Source organism: Pseudomonas sp. GW821-FHT02A11 (genome assembly GCF_059421985.1).
Map to the genome: position 1 here is coordinate 62821 of NZ_JBWKWB010000026.1, position 16768 is coordinate 79588.

19 protein-coding genes are annotated in these 16768 nt (G+C 59.7%); all 19 read left to right on the plus strand.

Features of this window, described 5'->3' with window-relative positions; translation table 11 throughout:
* Nucleotides 1-2: 2 nt before the first annotated feature.
* Nucleotides 3-1220: a phage portal protein gene (locus AC07V9_RS25300; RefSeq protein ID WP_495018366.1), complete on the plus strand. Its 1218-nt coding sequence runs from the start codon at nucleotides 3-5 to the stop codon at nucleotides 1218-1220.
* A complete protein-coding gene (locus AC07V9_RS25305) occupies nucleotides 1204-1848 on the plus strand; it encodes an HK97 family phage prohead protease (RefSeq protein WP_495018367.1) in 645 nt (214 codons plus the stop codon). The genes AC07V9_RS25300 and AC07V9_RS25305 overlap by 17 nt, the downstream gene beginning before the upstream one ends.
* Nucleotides 1845-3041, plus strand: a complete 1197-nt coding sequence (locus AC07V9_RS25310) for a phage major capsid protein (protein ID WP_495018368.1) — start codon at nucleotides 1845-1847, stop codon at nucleotides 3039-3041. The genes AC07V9_RS25305 and AC07V9_RS25310 overlap by 4 nt, the downstream gene beginning before the upstream one ends.
* 65 nt (nucleotides 3042-3106) lie before the next feature.
* Complete coding sequence (locus AC07V9_RS25315; RefSeq protein WP_495018369.1) at nucleotides 3107-3325, plus strand: hypothetical protein; 219 nt, start codon at nucleotides 3107-3109, stop codon at nucleotides 3323-3325.
* Nucleotides 3325-3615: a head-tail connector protein gene (locus AC07V9_RS25320; RefSeq protein WP_495018370.1), complete on the plus strand. Its 291-nt coding sequence runs from the start codon at nucleotides 3325-3327 to the stop codon at nucleotides 3613-3615. The genes AC07V9_RS25315 and AC07V9_RS25320 overlap by 1 nt, the downstream gene beginning before the upstream one ends.
* Nucleotides 3615-3947, plus strand: a complete 333-nt coding sequence (locus tag AC07V9_RS25325; protein ID WP_495018371.1) for a phage head closure protein — start codon at nucleotides 3615-3617, stop codon at nucleotides 3945-3947. Before AC07V9_RS25320 ends, AC07V9_RS25325 begins: the two co-directional genes overlap by 1 nt.
* Nucleotides 3940-4383: an HK97-gp10 family putative phage morphogenesis protein gene (locus AC07V9_RS25330; RefSeq protein WP_495018372.1), complete on the plus strand. Its 444-nt coding sequence runs from the start codon at nucleotides 3940-3942 to the stop codon at nucleotides 4381-4383. Before AC07V9_RS25325 ends, AC07V9_RS25330 begins: the two co-directional genes overlap by 8 nt.
* Entirely contained in the window at nucleotides 4383-4748 is a 366-nt protein-coding gene (locus AC07V9_RS25335) for a DUF3168 domain-containing protein (protein WP_495018373.1), read from the plus strand. The genes AC07V9_RS25330 and AC07V9_RS25335 overlap by 1 nt, the downstream gene beginning before the upstream one ends.
* An 86-nt stretch (nucleotides 4749-4834) precedes the next feature.
* On the plus strand, nucleotides 4835-5563 hold the full coding sequence (locus AC07V9_RS25340) for a phage tail tube protein (protein ID WP_495018374.1): 729 nt from the start codon (nucleotides 4835-4837) through the stop codon (nucleotides 5561-5563).
* A gap of 9 nt (nucleotides 5564-5572) precedes the next feature.
* Nucleotides 5573-6007, plus strand: coding sequence for a phage tail assembly chaperone family protein, TAC (locus AC07V9_RS25345; RefSeq protein WP_495018375.1), 435 nt, complete (start codon nucleotides 5573-5575; stop codon nucleotides 6005-6007).
* Complete coding sequence (locus tag AC07V9_RS25350) at nucleotides 6004-6234, plus strand: phage tail assembly protein T (protein WP_495018376.1); 231 nt, start codon at nucleotides 6004-6006, stop codon at nucleotides 6232-6234. Before AC07V9_RS25345 ends, AC07V9_RS25350 begins: the two co-directional genes overlap by 4 nt.
* Nucleotides 6235-6237: 3 nt before the next feature.
* On the plus strand, nucleotides 6238-9144 hold the full coding sequence (locus AC07V9_RS25355; protein ID WP_495018377.1) for a phage tail tape measure protein: 2907 nt from the start codon (nucleotides 6238-6240) through the stop codon (nucleotides 9142-9144).
* The gene (locus tag AC07V9_RS25360; RefSeq protein ID WP_495018378.1) at nucleotides 9134-9472 is read left to right on the plus strand and encodes a phage tail protein; all 339 of its coding nucleotides are present in this window, start codon (nucleotides 9134-9136) and stop codon (nucleotides 9470-9472) included. Before AC07V9_RS25355 ends, AC07V9_RS25360 begins: the two co-directional genes overlap by 11 nt.
* Before the next feature lie 7 nt (nucleotides 9473-9479).
* Nucleotides 9480-10229, plus strand: a complete 750-nt coding sequence (locus AC07V9_RS25365) for a phage minor tail protein L (protein WP_495018379.1) — start codon at nucleotides 9480-9482, stop codon at nucleotides 10227-10229.
* Nucleotides 10230-10231: 2 nt separating this feature from the next.
* Complete coding sequence (locus tag AC07V9_RS25370; RefSeq protein ID WP_495018380.1) at nucleotides 10232-10987, plus strand: C40 family peptidase; 756 nt, start codon at nucleotides 10232-10234, stop codon at nucleotides 10985-10987.
* Nucleotides 10988-11422: 435 nt separating this feature from the next.
* A complete protein-coding gene (locus tag AC07V9_RS25375) occupies nucleotides 11423-12040 on the plus strand; it encodes a tail assembly protein (protein WP_495018381.1) in 618 nt (205 codons plus the stop codon).
* A gap of 57 nt (nucleotides 12041-12097) precedes the next feature.
* A complete protein-coding gene (locus tag AC07V9_RS25380) occupies nucleotides 12098-15682 on the plus strand; it encodes a TipJ family phage tail tip protein (protein ID WP_495018382.1) in 3585 nt (1194 codons plus the stop codon).
* A complete protein-coding gene (locus AC07V9_RS25385; protein ID WP_495018383.1) occupies nucleotides 15679-16005 on the plus strand; it encodes a hypothetical protein in 327 nt (108 codons plus the stop codon). The genes AC07V9_RS25380 and AC07V9_RS25385 overlap by 4 nt, the downstream gene beginning before the upstream one ends.
* Nucleotides 16002-16685 (plus strand): hypothetical protein, encoded by a 684-nt coding sequence (locus AC07V9_RS25390; protein ID WP_495018384.1) that lies wholly within the window; start codon nucleotides 16002-16004, stop codon nucleotides 16683-16685. The genes AC07V9_RS25385 and AC07V9_RS25390 overlap by 4 nt, the downstream gene beginning before the upstream one ends.
* Nucleotides 16686-16768: the final 83 nt, after the last annotated feature.

The window sequence follows — 16768 nt, forward strand, 5'->3', positions numbered from 1 at the left end:
CCATGGCATTTCGTTGGTACAACCCAAGTACTTGGAGCTTCTTCGGCTACACCGACCCGGCGACGGGAAATTACGTAGAAGTTGACATGGAGGTGGGAGGGAAAACCACCAAGGCAGGCATCAAGGTAACCACCAAGACCGCGCTTTCAATCAGCATGGTCTGGTCCTGCGTGAAGATCCTTTCGGAGTCGCTGAGCGGGCTTCCGTTGAAGCTTTATGACGACGCCAAAGGGGGCCGCAAGCAGGTTACGGGCAACGACCGGGCATTGAAGCTGCTCCGAAAGCCAAACCCCTACATGACGATGCTGAATTTCCTGAAATTCGTCGTGGTGAACATGGCGATTCGGGGCAACGCTTTCGCGCTGATCGAGCGCAATCGCAACGGCGATCCCATCGGTTTCGTGCCGCTGAAGTACGACACGGTGAAGATCGACGTCGAGGATGGGCTGGTCTATGTCGTGACCCCCGCAGAAGGGGCTCCGTTTCCGGTGTCGCCGGAAAACATGCTGCATTTCAAGCTATTCAGCCTGGACGGAATCGTCGGTCTTTCGCCCATCGAGTACCAAGCGGAAACGATGGGCCTCGCCAAGGCTGGCCAGCAGTGGTCGTCCCGGTTCATGCGCAAGGGCGGCTTCACTGGCGGGTACGTGATCTATGAAAACTTCCTGAACAAGCAGCAGGAAGCCCAGATCATGGCCAAGTTTCCGGACGTCCGTAAGGGCGATGCGGACGACATCGGCAAGATGGCCATCCTCCAAGGTAATCCCAAGATCGTGCCCGCTGGGCTCAGCCAGAAAGACGCCCAGTTCATCGAGTCCCAACAGTTTCAAGAAGAGGCCATGGCCGGTATCTACGGCGTGCCGCTTTGGCTGGCCAACCGTGCTGGCAAGACCTCGATCATGGGCTCCAACCTCGAGCAGCAGCTCACGGGGTTCATCACCTTCGGCTTGAAACCCTACATCGACGTTGTTGAGGACGAGTTCAACGACAAGGTCTATGGCAAGTATTCGCGCTTCGTCGAGTTCAAGGTCGAGGGCCTGCTGCGTGCCGACAGCGCTGGACGCGCCTCCTACTACCAGGCCGCGCTCGGCGGGTCTGGTGGTTCGGGATGGATGACGATCAACGAAGTTCGCGAGAAGGAAAACGAATTGCCGCTGGAAGGCGATGAATACAACCAGGTTACCCGGTGGGAGATCCAGAAAAATGCTCAGCAAGCTTGATTGCCCATTCGAGGTAAAGGCAGCCGACGACGCCGGCAACTTCGAGGGCTACGCCGCAGTGTTCGAGAACGTCGACCTGGGCGACGACGTCATCGTCAAGGGCGCGTTCACCAGCGTGAAAACCACGCGTGGTGGGAAGCTGAAGTTGGCGCTGTACCACGACCTGACCCGGCTTGTTGGCGTCGCTGACTTCAATCAGGACGACCACGGCCTGTATGTGAAGGGGCAGGTGAACCTCAAGGTCAGTTACGCCCGTGACGCATATGAGCTGATGAAAGACGGCTCTCTGGACAGCATGTCCATCGGTTTTAACACGCTGGAGGCTGATTTCCAGCAGCGCGCCGGCCGACAGGTCCGCGTCATCAAGTCCGCTGAACTGTGGGAGGCCTCATTCGTGCCATTTGGCATGAATCCAGAGGCTCAGGTCCTCAGTGTGAAGTCGGATATCAGGCTTTTCGAAAGCGCCCTGCGCGAACGCATGGGGCTTTCGCAGAAGGAAGCGGCAGCAGTCGCTTCGCTCGGCTACCCCGCGCTCCGCCGTGACGGCGGCAGCGAGGCCACGGCGATCGTGGAAGAGCTGAAAGACATTTCCACCCTATTTGCCAACCATTTCGGAGTATCGCCATGAGCGAAGTGAAGGAACTGAAGGAATCCCTGGATCAGCAGCTGAAAAGCGGCTTTGAAGGGCTGCAAAAGAAATACGACGCGGCCATGGATGAGGTTCAGAAAGGTAACAAAGTTACCGGCGACCTCAAAAAGCAGATCGAGGACCAGAAGGGCGACCTGCAGAAGGTCATCGACCAGGTGCAAGACCTGGAGCAGAAGGGCGTCAAGCTGCGTGGCGGCCCGGGCGAAGGCAAGTCCTTCATCGACATGATCAAGGGCGACGACAGCTACAAGGCCCTGTCTTCGAATTCGGCAAACCGTGCCGAGATTGAGGTCACCAAGTCCGACCTGGCTGCCATGAAGGAAGTGAAGGTCACCAGCGCTGGCATCGTTGCGCCGATCTATGACTCGGTTATTCAGCCGGGCATCCGCCAAGAACTGCGCATCCGTGACCTGCTGACCGCCATCCCTGTCACCGGCCAGCAATACACCTACTTCCGTGAGCTGTTGCACACTCGCGGCGCTGCTCCGGTGGCAGAAGGCGGCACCAAGCCGACTAGCAACGTCACGTTCGAGTCTGCTACCGATCGCGTGAAAAAGATCGCGGTGTGGATGCCGGTTACCGAAGAGGCGTTGGCCGACGTCCCTCAAATGCAGGGTTACATCCAGGAGCTGCTGCGCTATGACCTGAAGCTTGAAGAGGAAAACCAGATCCTCAAAGGCGATGGTACCGGCGAGAACCTTAATGGCCTCATGACTCAGGCCACCGTCTACGACGCCAGCCTGACCAAGGCCGGTGATACCTCGATCGACATCGTGCGCCGCGGTATCTACCAAGTCCGTAAGCAATCGAAGCTCTCCGCAGACGGCGTCGTGATGAGCGAGCTCGACTGGATGAACATCGAGCTGCAGAAGGACGGTGAAAACCGCTATCTGTTTGCGAACCTGCAAGGCCTGGTTACCCCGATCCTCTGGGGTCGCCCGGTCATCACCTCGGACAGCATGGACGAAGGTGATGCGGACACCGGTGGCGAGTTCCTGATCGCGAACTTCGCCCGTGCTGCAATTCTCTTCGACCGTATGACCTACCTGTTCAAGATGGGTCTGATCAACGACATGTTCATCAAGAACATGATCGCGCTGCTGGCTGAAGAGCGTCTGGGCCTCGGCGTGCGCCGTCGGGAAGCTTTGGTCAAGGGCACCTTCGCCAACTAAGCCAACCGCACGTAACCATCATAAAGCCGGCATAACGTCGGCTTTTTTTTGTTTTTGGAGGCAGCATGAAAATCAGAGCTTTGTGGGGCTTCACGGGGAATGCGGATCTATTGAAAGCCGAATCTCCCAAGGTGAAGCGTGGCCAGGTCTTCGACGATGTCGACGACGAATATGCCTACACCTTGGTGGGCAAGGGACTGGTCGAAGAACTCGGTTCCGATGGCAAGCCTAAAGTCACCAAGCCGAAAGACTCAAAACCAGCAGCGCCGAAAGAGACCAAGTGATGATCGAGCTATCTCTGGTGAAAACGCACCTGCGCGTCGATCACGACGACGAAGACAGCTTGATCCAGGGGTATCTCGACGCCGCGCTGGCTCACGTCGAGCAGCATTGCGACCGGGTACTGGTGGAAACGCCGGTGCTGCCGGAAGAAATGGGCCTGACCAAAGACGTGCAGCAGGCCGTGTTGCTGCTGGTCGGTCACTGGTACGCAAACCGTGAGGCGGTCGCCAGTGGGCTCGTTGAGGTCCCGTTGGCGGTCGGCCGGCTGCTCTGGTACAGGAAGCGATTCTGATGAAAGCAGGCGATCTTCGGCACCGCGTGACGTTCGAGCAGCAGGTGACAAGCAATGATCCGGTTTCAAACGAAGAAGTAGTGACCTGGGTTGAGTTCGTCACTGTGTGGGCGGCAATCAAGGACCTGAGTGTGCGCGAGTTCATCGCCGCGCAGTCCACCCAGTCGGAAGTCACCTGCAGGATCGTGACGCGGTACCGTGACGGCTTCAATTCGACCATGCGCGCTCGCCATGACGGCAAGATCTACAACCTGCACGGCGCGTTGCGTGATCCGGTGTCCGGTAAGGAGTATTTGACCTTTCCGGCAAGCGAGGGCGTGAACGATGGCTGATTGGGTCGAGTACAAGCTCACCGGTGCAGATGAGCTTTCGGCAAAGTTTCGCAACCTGGCCGAGGAAATGCGCCGCAAGGTCGTGACGCCGGCGGCCAAGGATGCCATGGAGCTTGTTCTCGCTGACGCCAAGGACCGCGCGGCGCGTATCGACGACCCGGAAACATCCAACTTCATCCCGAAAAACCTCGCGATCGTTGAGCGCAAGGCCATCGGTGTCGAGGTCGGCGCGGTGGTGATGTCTGTCGGTGTGCGCAAGCGCAGCCGGGGGCAGGGCGGCGGCAACACGTTCTATTGGTGGTGGGTCGAACTCGGCACCGAGAAGAACCGGGCGAAGCCCTTCCTGCGGCCAGCGCTGGCCAACAATCGCGAAGCTGTGTTCAAGGAGTTCTTGAGTTCGGCCAAGTACCAACTGATCAAGCTCGGGGTGAATTGATGATTGCTCCTATTGTGGCCGCCTGCAAGGCAGCACCGCCGGTGACCGCACTGCTCGGAGAGAGTCCGATTCGCCTGTATCCGCACGGTGATGCCCCGCAGAACGTGGGCAAGCCGTACGCGGTATGGCAGGTGATCAGCGGATCGCCGATCAATTACCTGAACGGTCAGCCCGACACGGACCGATACGGCCTGCAGATCGATGTTTACGCAGATACCGCGACCTCGGCTGACGCTGTGGTGACGGCGATGCGCAAAGCGATAGGCCGGTACGCCTATGTCACCGGTTTTGGAGTCGACGCGCGCGATACCGAGACGAAGAACTACCGGAAAGGTTTTGACGTTGCCTGGCTGGTGCCGTTTTAGACGCAAACCTGAACGAACGACCCGCTCAGGCGGGTTTTTTTATGCCCGCTCATAAGTGATTTCACAGGAAATCGGGGAGTACCAAATTGACCATTAATGTCCAAGGCACGGAACTGTTTGCCATCGATCCGGCCAGCAATGCCGTGCTCAATGTGGGCTGCTTTACCACGCTGGACGGCATCGACACCTCGGTAGCGCAGGTTGACGTCACTTGCACGACCTCCAAGGGGCGCGAATACGAAGCTGGGTTGGCTGAGCCTGGTTCCGCATCGTTCGGCTTGAACATCGACCCCAAGAACCCTATCCACCTGCGATTGCACCAGCTGAAAACAGCAGGGACGAAGCTCAAATGGGTTGTTGGCTGGTCTGACGGTTACAACTTCGATACCGAAGAAGGCATCCAGCCTCTCATCGGCACACCGGGCGCCCTGGCTGCTCTCGTTCTCAACTCCGCCGGTACCGGCTATACCACCGCTCCTACGGTAGCAATCACCGGTGGCGGTGGTTCTGGCGCTACCGCCACCGCTCAGGTTGCGAACGGCAAAGTGACCGGTTTCACCATCACCGACCCAGGTAGCGGCTATACAAGCGCCCCGACTGTGGCCCTCACCGGCGGCTCAGGCACTGGTGCGACCGCGCGCGCGGTTGTGGAAGACGATATCGACTTCGACCTGCCGAATACGCGCACCTGGCTCACCTTCGAAGGCTACATGAACAGCTTCCCGTTCAGCTTCGGTCTGGGCGACGTCGTCAAATCCACCGTTGGCATTCAGGTATCGGGCGAGCCGGTACTGATCGCCAAGACCTCCAACTAAGGAAGCCCCATGGATCTGAGTATTGCTTCGCTCAAAGCCGCTGGCGCGTTCATCGCGCCGCCGGTGAAGAAGGAAGTCACCTGGCATTCGAATGGCGTGGCCCAGACAGCCACCGTCTACGTGCTCCAGGAGTCGTTCATCTCGCTGACCCAGCGCTGGGACGCGCAAGACCGTGGGGGCGACCTTGCTGCCCAGCGGATTGCATCCTGCATCACCAACAAGGACGGCGTGCCTGTATTCACGGTGGATGACATCGTCGGCAGCTCGGAGTCTGGCCACGGCCCGCTCTGCGCTGAACTGGCGATCGTGCTGCTGGCGGCGATTGGCGAGGTCAACAAAGTGCCGGAGGCCATCCTAGAAAAAAAATCGAGCCCGAGGAAGAGCTCTGGCACGAGCTCGCGATCATCCTCGGCGCGACCATCGCGGAAGCCAAGCAAAGAATGAGATTCGTCGAGTCGGTGGACTGGATGCGGTACCGGCGTCAAACCGGTCCGCTGAATCTGGGAACCCGCCTCGACGAGGGATTTGCCATGCTCGCCACGGTCTTCAACAACGTCATGGGCGGTAAGGCCAAGTTTTCGGACTTCATGCCAGATCGCGGTTTCAACGTCGAAACGAAGCAAGCCACGCCGCAAGACTTGCTGGCACTGCTGCAGCGCGTGAAGGGGTGATTTATGGCGGTTGATTCGCTCGGCCAGCTGACGGTTGACCTGGTTGCCAACACCGGGGGCTTTGAAAAGGGCATGGATCGTGCCCAGCGCTCTCTCAAGTCGGCCACCCGCGAAGCCGAGAAGCAGGCCAAGCAGCTTGATAACTTGGTCGGCCAGATTGATCCGATAGTGGGTGCCTATGGTCGCCTCGACAAGATGGAAGAGCAGCTGCGCAAGCATCGTGACGCCGGCCGCTTGGACAAAAGCGACTTCGATGAGTACCTGAAGAAGCTGAACGAGCAGCGCGACGCGATTGGCAAAACCGACGCGGTCATGACCAAGGGGGCGATGTCGGTCAAAGCCTACAACGCAGCCTTGCGCGGCGTGCCTGCTCAGTTCACCGATATCGCGGTGTCGTTACAAAGCGGCCAGGCACCTCTGACTGTGTTCCTGCAGCAGGGCGGCCAGCTCAAGGACATGTTCGGCGGCATTGGTCCGGCGGCGAAAGCCCTGGGCGGATACGTCATGGGGCTGGTCAATCCCTTCACTGTCGCCGCCGCTGCGGCTGCCGTGCTGGCGCTGGCCTACAAGCAGGGAAGTGACGAGGCCACGGCCTACAGCACTGCTCTGGCGATGACGGGCAACACGGCCGGCACAAGTGCTCGCGGGCTGTCGGATCTGGCGCGCCAAGTCGCCCAGGCGGGCGGGACCGTTGGTAAAGCGGCGGAAGTTCTTGCGCAGTTGGCGGGGTCGACCCGCATCCCCGTGACCGCTTTCGAATCGATCGCGGAAGCGGCCATTAAATTTGAGTCGGCTACCGGTACCGCCGCTGAAGAGACGGTGAAGAATTTCGAGCAGATCGCCAAGGACCCTGTCGGGGCGATCCTGAAGCTCAACGAGTCGATGAACTTCCTGACCGCGACGACCTACGAGAACATCCGGTCGCTGCAGGAGCAGGGCAAGACCCAGGACGCGGCGGCGGTTGCGACAGCTGCCTATGAGGATGGACTGAATCGGACCTCCTCATCGATCAAGAGCAACCTTGGCACGCTGGAAACGGCGTGGGCTGGCGTGAAGTCGGCAGCGAAACAGGCGTGGGATGCAGCGCTCAACGTAGGGCGTGAAGATACCCTCGACCAGCAGATCAAAAAGCTCGACGAGCAGTTGGATGCCATTGCAGCGAACGCTGCGAAACGCAACCAGCGCAACGCCAAGGGGCAACTGGTCGACCCGCTGAGTAACCTCACGCCTGACGACAGTTTCCGCAAGGAAGCGCTCGAGCGGGAGAAAACCGAAAAGTTGGTGCTCAAGGCCGAGCAGGATCGGCGGGACGCCGCGAAAGGGTTCGCTCAGCAGCAACAGCAGCAGGCGCTCGATGACCAGCTGAAACTGGATAAGCTCCGGAAGGAAACAGAAAGCAACGCGGACAAGCGCGCTCGGGAGATTGCGGATTACCGCTTGCTGGTCGAGCGCCGTATCGTCCAGGCGCGCAAGACCGGCGACAACTCTTTGTTGCTGTCGCCCGAGCAGCAAGCGAAAGACATCGCCGCGATCAACGACAAGTACAAGGACCCTGCGGTCAAGAAAACGCCGCAGTATCGCGAGGACGCGGGCACCAAAGCGCTGGACGCCGCCCGGCAGCAATACGCCGCGCTTCAACAGCAAGGCGCGCTGATTGGCGATCAGAACGCCGCAAGCCAGACGCTGGGCGCCAACGCGAAGAAGTTGGTCGAGTGGGAGCAGCAGCTCGCCGACATCAAAGGCAAGAAGACCCTCACTGCTGACCAGAAGTCGCTGCTGGCCAGCCAAGACCTGATCACCGCCCAGCTCAAGCGCAACGCAGCGCTCGAAACGCAGAACACCCTTCAGGAAAAGGCGCTGGACACTCAGCGCAAGTTAGCCGCCTTCGATGAGAACCAAAAGAGCCAGCTCGCCAGCGCAAAGCAGGGGCTGGACAACAACCTCGCCGGTCTCGGCCTCGGGGACGTCCAGCGGCAGCGCCTGCAGGAGCAGCGCAGCATCCAGCAGTCCTACCAGTCGCAACTCGACAAGCTGACGTCGGACTACAACAAGAGCAGCAAGGATCAGTTCTCTACAGAGCTCTACGACAAGGAAACCGCCTCGCTGAAAAGTGCGCTGGACCAGCGCCTGGCGATGCAGCGGCAGTATTACGTCGACGTCGATAAGGCGCAGGCAGATTGGACTCTGGGCGCTTCGGCTGCCTATCAGGACTATCTGCAAAGCGCGAAGGATGTTGCAGGACAGACGAAAAGCCTGTTTTCGGGCGTGTTCAGCGGCCTTGAGGATTCGGTGGTCAGCTTCACCACTACGGGCAAAGCATCGATTGCCGATTTCACCAAGTCGGTTCTGGCTGATCTGGCGAGGATTGCGGCGCGGCAAGCATTGGGCTCTGCGGGAAGTGCGCTGCTCGGTGTAGCGACAACTGCAGCAGGGGCGCTGTTCGGCGGCGGGTCTGCGGGCTCGACGCAGGCGGGCTACAGCGGCGCCGCGTACCAAAGCTGGCTTTCTGCTCAGCACTGGGACGGCGGTTACACCGGCGATGGCGGCAAATACGAGCCAATGGGCGTGGTCCACGGTGGCGAGGTCGTCATCCGCAAGGAAGTAGTCCAGCAGCCGGGTATGCGTCAGTACCTGGAACGTCTGAACAAGTCCGGCAAGCCGGGATTCGCTGACGGCGGCTACGTTGGTTTGTCCGCTGGTGGGTCTGCATCTTCTCCGGCAGCCACCGGCGGTGGGATCGTTATTCAGCAGAGCTTCACCGTCGACGGCGGCGGGAATAATACGTCTGACCGCGACATGCAGGCTGTCGGGCAGGCGTACGCCGCTACCGCAAAGCGCGGTGCCCAGCAGGCGATCGCGGAAGAGCTTCGGCCCGGTGGGGCAATCTGGAGAGTGGTAAATGGCCGTTGAGACCTTCACTTGGTGCACAAAGCTGGGCGCCACAAGCTCGCCTGAATATCGAACCCGATCAAGCAAATTCGGCAACGGTTACGAGCAGGTCGTGGGTGACGGGCCAAACAATAAGGCAGAGGTCTGGCCTCTGACCTTCGTTGTGAGGGAGGCAGTGGCGTTGGAAATCAAGGCCTTCCTTGACCGGCACGCGGGCTTCAAGTCGTTCTTCTGGACGCCACCACTGGGCGAGCTCAGCTTCTACCGCGCTTCGGCGCCTTCCATCTCGCCGAATGGTGCAGGGTTTTACACCCTGACCACCACCTTCACACAGTCATTTCTTCCATAGGTTCGATATGCCGCTGATTCAAAAGCTTCAGGAGCTTGAGCCTGGCAGCGAGGTGCTGCTGTTCGAACTGGACGGCAGCGACTACGGCGCGGACGTTCTGCGGTTTCATGGCCATGCCATTCCCTACACAGCCGCTGAATTGCTTGCTGCTGGCGCGGATGCTGATCAGCTCCCGGCTAAATCGATTTGGTGGCAAGGCGAGGAGTACGGCGCCTGGCCGATGCAGATCGACGGCATCCAGGCTACCGGGGACGGCACAGCAGTGCGACCGACGCTGTCAGTGGGCAACGTCAGCGGGAGGATCACCGCGCTGTGCTTGGCCTTCGAGGACCTGCTTGAGTTCAAGCTGACCATGCGCCACACGCTGGGCACCTACCTCGACGCCGAGAACTTCACGGCGGGCAACCCTGACGCTGATCCAACGCAGGAATCGATCGAGGTCTGGTATCTGGACCAGAAGACGTCCGAGAACGGCAGCAGCGTGTCATGGGAGCTGGCCAGCCCTGGAGATGTCGGCGGCGAATCGATTGGCCGGCAGATGACCACGCTTTGCCATTGGGCGCTGACCGGCGGATACAGGGGGCCTGACTGCCAGTACACGGGCCGCTACTACGACATCGACGGCAATCCTACCGACGATCCCGAAAAGGATCAGTGCAATGGCTGCTTGGGCACTGGTTGCGTGGTCCGGTTTGGATCGGGCAACCAGAACAGCTTCGGCGGCTTTCCCGCTGTCTCACTGATCGCCCGGAGCTGACCATGCTGAAACACATCCTCAAGGCGGTGCAGACGCACGCGGCTGCCGAGTATCCGCGCGAGTGCTGCGGGCTGCTGATCAGCATCGGCCGCAAGCAGCAGTACATCCCTTGCGCGAACACCGCGAGCGAGCCGAGCGAAGAATTCCGGATTGCGCCGGAGGACTACGCGGCAGCCGAAGATCTGGGCGAAGTGATCGGCATCGTTCACTCGCACCCCGACGCCACCAGCAGACCTTCGCCGCGCGACCTCGCCATGTGCGAGGCAACCGAACTGCCTTGGCACATCCTGAGCTGGCCCGAAGGCGATCTGCGCACCGTCGTGCCCACCGGTCATACGCCGCTGCTCGGCCGCCCGTTCGTGCACGGCGCCTGGGATTGCTGGCAGGTTTGCGCTGACTGGTACAAGCGCGAATGGGGGTTGGAGTTCGAGGCCTTCAAGCGGCAGGACGGCTGGTGGGAGCATGCCGACGGCCCGAGCCTCTACGAGCAGGCCTATGAGTCCGCCGGGTTCGAGCGCGTGGGCAAGCCACAGCGTGGCGACATGATCGTGATGGAGGTGGGCCGGACCAAGCACCCGAATCACGCGGGAATCTACCTCGGCGCAGATCCGCATCTGCCCGGTGAGCTGGTGGCGGTGCACGGCGCGGGACCGTTCCTGCTACACCACCTGTATGGCAGGCCATCAGAGATCATCGTGTTCGGGGGGCCTTGGCTCGACAGGACAAGGCTGATACTTCGCCATCGCGATGCGCGGTGATACCCTCGGTTCTTTCAATGTGAGGGATCATCATGCGAATTTTGATTGGAGCGCTTGCAGTTGCTCTGCTGGCGGGGTGTACGACCCCATCTGACCTGAGAAATAGCAATCCAGTTTTTACGTCCGCCACATCTAAAACTCCAAAGCAGTTCGCTCTTTGCGTTCTGCCTAAGTGGCAGGACCTAAATGCCGGGACGACGATGAGTGAAACAGAGACAGGCTACCGCCTGATAATGGCGAACCCTGGTGTCGGTCAGACTGACGAGCTTCTGGATATCACCCGAACACCATCCGGTTCCTCGGTACGGCATTTTCAAAGAATTGCTTGGCAACAACTTGGTCGTGGCGGTGTGTCGGAAGCGGTTAAGTCATGCATCTGATCCCGGCAAACCCTTAAGACCGCCTGTAGGCGGTTTTTTTATACCTGGAGTTTTCATGCGGAACACAGCAATTCACTACGACCCTCTGACCACAATCGAACTGTGGGGACCACTGGGCAAAAAGCTGGGGAAGATCCATTCAAGGCTTCTCGATACCGGGAAGTCTTGGGAGGTGTTCAAAGCGCTGGAGGTTTCACTGCCTGGATTCAGGCAAGAGGTGGAACGCCTGCACAGCTTGGGAATGCGGTTCGCAATTTTTCGTAACCACCGTAACGTGGGCGAGGGGCAATTTGGCCTCGGCGGAACTCGGCATCTGCGAATTGTGCCGGTAGTTTCAGGGAGCAAACGCGCTGGCGTGCTACAGACAGTCGTCGGAATCGTAATGATTGTGGCGTCTTTTTTCGTGCCTGGCAGTACACCCGGCGCGCTCGCGGCATCCTCAGCTTTGCTGAGCGGTGGTATCGCGGTAACTGCTGGCGGGGTAATTCAGCTTCTCAGCCCACAAGCCAAAGGCCTGAGTCAGAGCGCCGCGCCCGAAAATCTCCCCTCGTACGCGTTTGGCAGCGCCCGAAACACTACTGCCAGCGGCAACCCCGTGCCGATCTGTGTGGGCGAGCGCCGATGGGGCGGAGCGATCATCAGCGCCTCAATCCTCGCCGAAGATAAGACCTGATCCTTAACTGGAAAACCCGACCGCCGATTGGCGGTTTTTTTATGCCTGGAGAAAAGCATGGGTGCTGCTGAACAAATCGAGATTTACGGCGCCAAGGGCGGCAGCAGCAATCCGAAGACGCCGATCGAGGCGACCGACAGCCTTCGCTCAACCAACTTGGCCAAGCTCCTCATCGCAGTCGGTGAGGGTGAGTTTGATGGCGTTCCCACGGCGGCTGACATCTATCTGGACAACACGCCAATCAACGATGCCAGCGGCAACGTTAACTTTCCCAACGTGAAGTGGGACTGGCGACCAGGCTCAGTCGAGCAGGATTACATCCCTGGCATTCCCTCGGTGGAAAACGAGACGACCATCAACGTCGAGCTCCGCAGCGACACGCCCTGGGTGCGATCGATCACGAACACCCAGTTGTCCGCCGCGCGCATCCGCTTGGCTTGGCCAGCCCTGCAGCAGCAGGATGACAACGGCAACGTCGGCGGCTACCGGATCGAGTACGCCGTTGACCTTGCCACTGATGGCGGCGCGTATCAGCAGGTGCTGAGCGAAGCCGTGGATGGCAAGACCACCACGCGCTACGAGCGCTCGCGTCGTATCGACCTGCCGACGGCCACGACTGGCTGGTTGTTGCGGGTCCGGCGCCTGACGCCAAACCAGAACACCAACAAGATCGCCGACACGATGATCGTGGCAGGGCTTACTGACGTCATCGACGAGAAGATTCGCTACCCGAACACCGCCTTGCTTTACATCGAGTTCGATGCGGAGCAGTTCAGCAACATCCCTGAAGTCACTATCAAGTGCAAAGCCCGCAAATGGCAGGTGCCCAGCAATTACGACCCAGTGGCGCGCACATACACCGGCGTTTGGGACGGCACCTTCAAGCAAGCATGGACCAACAACCCGGCGTGGGTGACCTACGGAATCTGCACGACTGACCGCTTCGGCCTGGGCAAACGCATCAAGCCGTTCATGGTCGACAAGTGGGAGTTGTTTCGCATCGCGCAGTACTGCGACCAACTGGTGCCAAACGGCGTAGGCGGCCAAGAGCCACGCTTCCTCTGCGACATGAACCTGCAAGGCAAGGCCGATGCCTGGACGCTGCTGCGCGATATCTCGGCGATTTACCGGGGCATGACTTTTTGGGCGCAGGGCCAACTGGTGATGCAGGCCGACATGCCGCGTGCGCAAGATTTTGACTACGTGTTCACTCGCGCGAATGTCATCGATGGCGAGTTCAATTACGTCAGCGCCTCGGTGAAAACTCGCTACACCCGCGCGATCGTCAGCTACGACAATCCGGCCAACAACTACGACACTGACGTGACGGCCTTCGCAGATCTGGTCTTACAGCGAAGGCTTGGTGATAAGCCGGTCGAGATCAGCGCCATCGGCTGTACGCGTGCATCGGAGGCGCAGCGCCGCGGTAAGTGGGCGGTGGTGAGCAACAACCAGGACCGGACCGTCACGTTCAAGACCGGCATGGAAGGCGCGATTCCGCTCCCTGGCTACATCATCCCTGTGGCGGATTCGCTCATAGCCGGTCGGGAGATTGGCGGGCGGATTGCAGCCGCTACCGGGCGCGTCGTGACGCTCGACCGTGACACCTTGGCCAAGGCCGGCGACCGCCTGATCATAAACTTGCCCAACGGCAAAGCAGAAGGTCGGACGGTTCGGTCCGTTGCCGGCCGCGCGATCACTGTTACCACCGCATACAGTCAAGCGCCGAGCGCGCAGTTGGTGTGGGCGCTCGACGCGGACGACCTCGCGGTCCCGCTCTACCGCGTGCTCAGCACCAAGCGCACCACCGAGGGCGACTATGAGATTTCCGCTCTCCAGTATGAACCGAGCAAGTTTCCATACATCGACACCGGCGCGCGCCTGGAAGAGCGCCCGATCAGCGTCATCCCGATCACGGTGGTTCCGGCGCCGGCCAGCGTCACGCTGACTTCGAACACCGCGATCGCCCAGGGCTTGGCCGTCACCACCATGACGATCACTTGGCCCGCCGTGAATGGCGCCGTGGGCTACGACGTCGAGTGGCGCAAGGACAACGGCAACTGGATCAAGGTGCAGCGCACCGGCGCGACCAGCGTGGACATCACTGGTATCTACGCCGGGGCCTACCTGGCCCGCGTGCGAGCAGTGAGCGCCTACGACATCTCGTCGATCTGGCGCACGTCGATCCTGACCCAACTCATTGGCAAAGAAGGCCTGCCGCCGGCAGTGACCTCGCTGACGGCCACGGCGCTGATCTTTGGCATTCACCTGAAATGGACTTTCCCACCAGGTGCGGAAGACACCCAGCGCACGGAGATCTGGTACGGGCCGACCACTGAGCTGAACGCCGCGACAAAGCTCAGCGACCTGGCCTACCCGCAGTCCGAGTACAACATGCAGGGCCTGCTGGCGGGCGTGACTTTCTTCTTCTGGGCGCGGCTGGTTGACCGGACGGGGAACATCGGCCCGTGGTACCCGGTCGGCAACGGGGTGATGGGGCAGTCCAGTTCCGAGGCTGGGCCGATACTCGACATGATCGCCGGGCAGATTGGCGAGACAGAGCTCGGCCAGGACCTGAAGGACAAGATCGATCTGATTGACGTCCTGCAGGAGCAGATCGACGCGCTGGATGGGCTGTCGGCATACAAGCCGGACCAGACCTACACCAACGGCCAGCAGGTTGTGGCCAACGATCGTATCTACCAGGCGAAAGGCAACGTTCCGGTGAACACCCCGCCGCCGGATGCTGACCACTGGACTGACGTCGGTCAAAGCGTAGAGACGGCCAATGGCCTTGCCCAGCAGGTGGCGACCAACACGGCCAATATCACCACAATCGATGAGAAGGTGACGTCTCAGGCTTCAAGCCTGCAGGCGCTGCGCGCATCCGCCCGGGATGACAACGGGGAGGGCGAGCTGGCTGACGCGCTGAAGGGTTGGAGCAGCACCGCCAGTATCGTCACCGAGGCCAAGGCCGCCGCCAGCGCGAACGAGGCCACCGCGAGAACGGTTACGCAACTGACTGCCGCGGTCGACAGCAACAAGGCTCAGGTCACGGATCTGCGACAAGTGGTGGCCGACAACAATTCGGCGACCGCGACTGCGCTTCAGCAGGTGACCGCATCCGTGTCGAGCCTCAATGACGCAACCCAGCAGAACACAGCGTCAATTCAGCAAACCGCCACGGCCTACGCGGACACGGCCGGCAAGCTGTCTACGATGTGGTCGGTGAAGATGCAGGTCACGGCGAATGGTCAGTACGTTGCCGCCGGCATCGGCCTGGGCATCGAAAACGGGCCGGCCGGGCTCCAGAGCCAGTTCCTGGTGTCGGCTGACCGGTTCGCAGTGCTGAACAGCATCGCTGGTGGCGCCGTATCGGTTCCGTTTGCCGTCCAGAATGGTCAGGTGTTCCTCAGCTCGACCTTCATCCAAGACGGCACCATCACCAACGCCAAGATCGGCAGTTACATCAGTTCGACGAACTACATCGCTGGGCAGACTGGCTGGATTTTGAACAAGGACGGCACGCTGGAGATCAATGGCGCGATCGCTGGCCAGGGACGGCTGGTGGTGAATAACCAGTACGTGGCGGTCTACGACGCGAACGGTGTTCTGCGGGTGAAGCTGGGGAATCTGTCATGAGCTATGGTATGAGGATCTATGGTGCGGATGGCGCTCTTCAGATTGATGAGAACTCTTTCACCATGCGCATTGCCGCCTCCTATCTTGTGACGTTTTCTACCAGCGGGCAGCAACAACAAGTGTTCTCAGCGCCGGGTTGTAATACCGCTAACGCCGTTGCTTTGCTGGTGCCCATAGGGGCCTATGACGCAAATGCCCGACAACACAATGCTGTCATGAACGATAACGAGACTGTTAGCGTATATAACTACCTTATCCAGAACCCACAAATTGCCCGGTATTCGTTCGGAACCATGCGACTTCTTGTAGTGAGGTTTAAATGAGCTTCGGACTATCTTTTGTTAACTCAAGCGGCAGCGTTGTTCTCGATACCGAGTTTAGCCGAATGTGTGTCATTGCCTCCGGAACGCTTGCCTCCGGAAGTCCATCGGCCAACTATTTCGGAGTGACAGTAACCACACAGGAACCGCCGCTGGTTTTTGTCAGGCCTACCAATCCGAACAACGGGTGGGCGGTGTCTCTTGGTGGATTCGTGCCTATTGGATCGCCAGGTGCCTGGACCGGTTTTTACACGAATGCGCGTTATGTTCAGTCACCGTCTATCGTGGCATCAGGGGATTGGTTTGCCTGCCAGTTCGGAGGGCTTCCTGTCGCCAACTTCGGGCTTCGTTTGTGGGATGCAAACTCGAAGCTTTTGTTTGATAGCGGTACTCCATCCGCTGTTTTTACAAGAGCTGCACAGAACTTTTCGTTCGTGAAGATCGAGCAAAGCGCGACAACATCGTTGACCCGTTACTACTCGACACCGTTTGATTTTAGCACTGGGGAGTATCAGCTCATCAACCAGTTCGGGATGACCTTGCTCAATGACGACAACATTGGCCGAGGTGTGTCGACCTGGTGGGATTGGCCGACTAATACCCTCTGGGCGGTAACGGCCGGATTCAGCAACCCTATTGATTTTCACGTACCCGCGCTTTTCGCCAAACGAACCGTTAACTGAGAGAAAAATCCATATGCCCTGGTACAAAGCCGGGACGGTTTCTGTCGTCCAAAATTCGAATACTGTTGCGGGCACTGGCACAG

Excerpts from the sequence above, each read along its gene's own strand:
- AC07V9_RS25365 (WP_495018379.1), top strand. The coding sequence starts at position 9,480 with ATGCCGCTGATTCAAAAGCTTCAGGAGCTTGAGCCTGGCAGCGAGGTG.
- AC07V9_RS25350 (WP_495018376.1), top strand. The coding sequence starts at position 6,004 with ATGAGATTCGTCGAGTCGGTGGACTGGATGCGGTACCGGCGTCAAACC.
- AC07V9_RS25320 (WP_495018370.1), top strand. The coding sequence starts at position 3,325 with ATGATCGAGCTATCTCTGGTGAAAACGCACCTGCGCGTCGATCACGAC.
- AC07V9_RS25385 (WP_495018383.1), top strand. The coding sequence starts at position 15,679 with ATGAGCTATGGTATGAGGATCTATGGTGCGGATGGCGCTCTTCAGATT.
- AC07V9_RS25355 (WP_495018377.1), top strand. The coding sequence starts at position 6,238 with ATGGCGGTTGATTCGCTCGGCCAGCTGACGGTTGACCTGGTTGCCAAC.
- AC07V9_RS25310 (WP_495018368.1), top strand. The coding sequence starts at position 1,845 with ATGAGCGAAGTGAAGGAACTGAAGGAATCCCTGGATCAGCAGCTGAAA.
- AC07V9_RS25375 (WP_495018381.1), top strand. The coding sequence starts at position 11,423 with ATGCGGAACACAGCAATTCACTACGACCCTCTGACCACAATCGAACTG.
- AC07V9_RS25370 (WP_495018380.1), top strand. The coding sequence starts at position 10,232 with ATGCTGAAACACATCCTCAAGGCGGTGCAGACGCACGCGGCTGCCGAG.
- AC07V9_RS25335 (WP_495018373.1), top strand. The coding sequence starts at position 4,383 with ATGATTGCTCCTATTGTGGCCGCCTGCAAGGCAGCACCGCCGGTGACC.
- AC07V9_RS25315 (WP_495018369.1), top strand. The coding sequence starts at position 3,107 with ATGAAAATCAGAGCTTTGTGGGGCTTCACGGGGAATGCGGATCTATTG.
- AC07V9_RS25390 (WP_495018384.1), top strand. The coding sequence starts at position 16,002 with ATGAGCTTCGGACTATCTTTTGTTAACTCAAGCGGCAGCGTTGTTCTC.
- AC07V9_RS25330 (WP_495018372.1), top strand. The coding sequence starts at position 3,940 with ATGGCTGATTGGGTCGAGTACAAGCTCACCGGTGCAGATGAGCTTTCG.
- AC07V9_RS25305 (WP_495018367.1), top strand. The coding sequence starts at position 1,204 with ATGCTCAGCAAGCTTGATTGCCCATTCGAGGTAAAGGCAGCCGACGAC.
- AC07V9_RS25325 (WP_495018371.1), top strand. The coding sequence starts at position 3,615 with ATGAAAGCAGGCGATCTTCGGCACCGCGTGACGTTCGAGCAGCAGGTG.
- AC07V9_RS25380 (WP_495018382.1), top strand. The coding sequence starts at position 12,098 with ATGGGTGCTGCTGAACAAATCGAGATTTACGGCGCCAAGGGCGGCAGC.
- AC07V9_RS25300 (WP_495018366.1), top strand. The coding sequence starts at position 3 with ATGGCATTTCGTTGGTACAACCCAAGTACTTGGAGCTTCTTCGGCTAC.
- AC07V9_RS25360 (WP_495018378.1), top strand. The coding sequence starts at position 9,134 with ATGGCCGTTGAGACCTTCACTTGGTGCACAAAGCTGGGCGCCACAAGC.
- AC07V9_RS25345 (WP_495018375.1), top strand. The coding sequence starts at position 5,573 with ATGGATCTGAGTATTGCTTCGCTCAAAGCCGCTGGCGCGTTCATCGCG.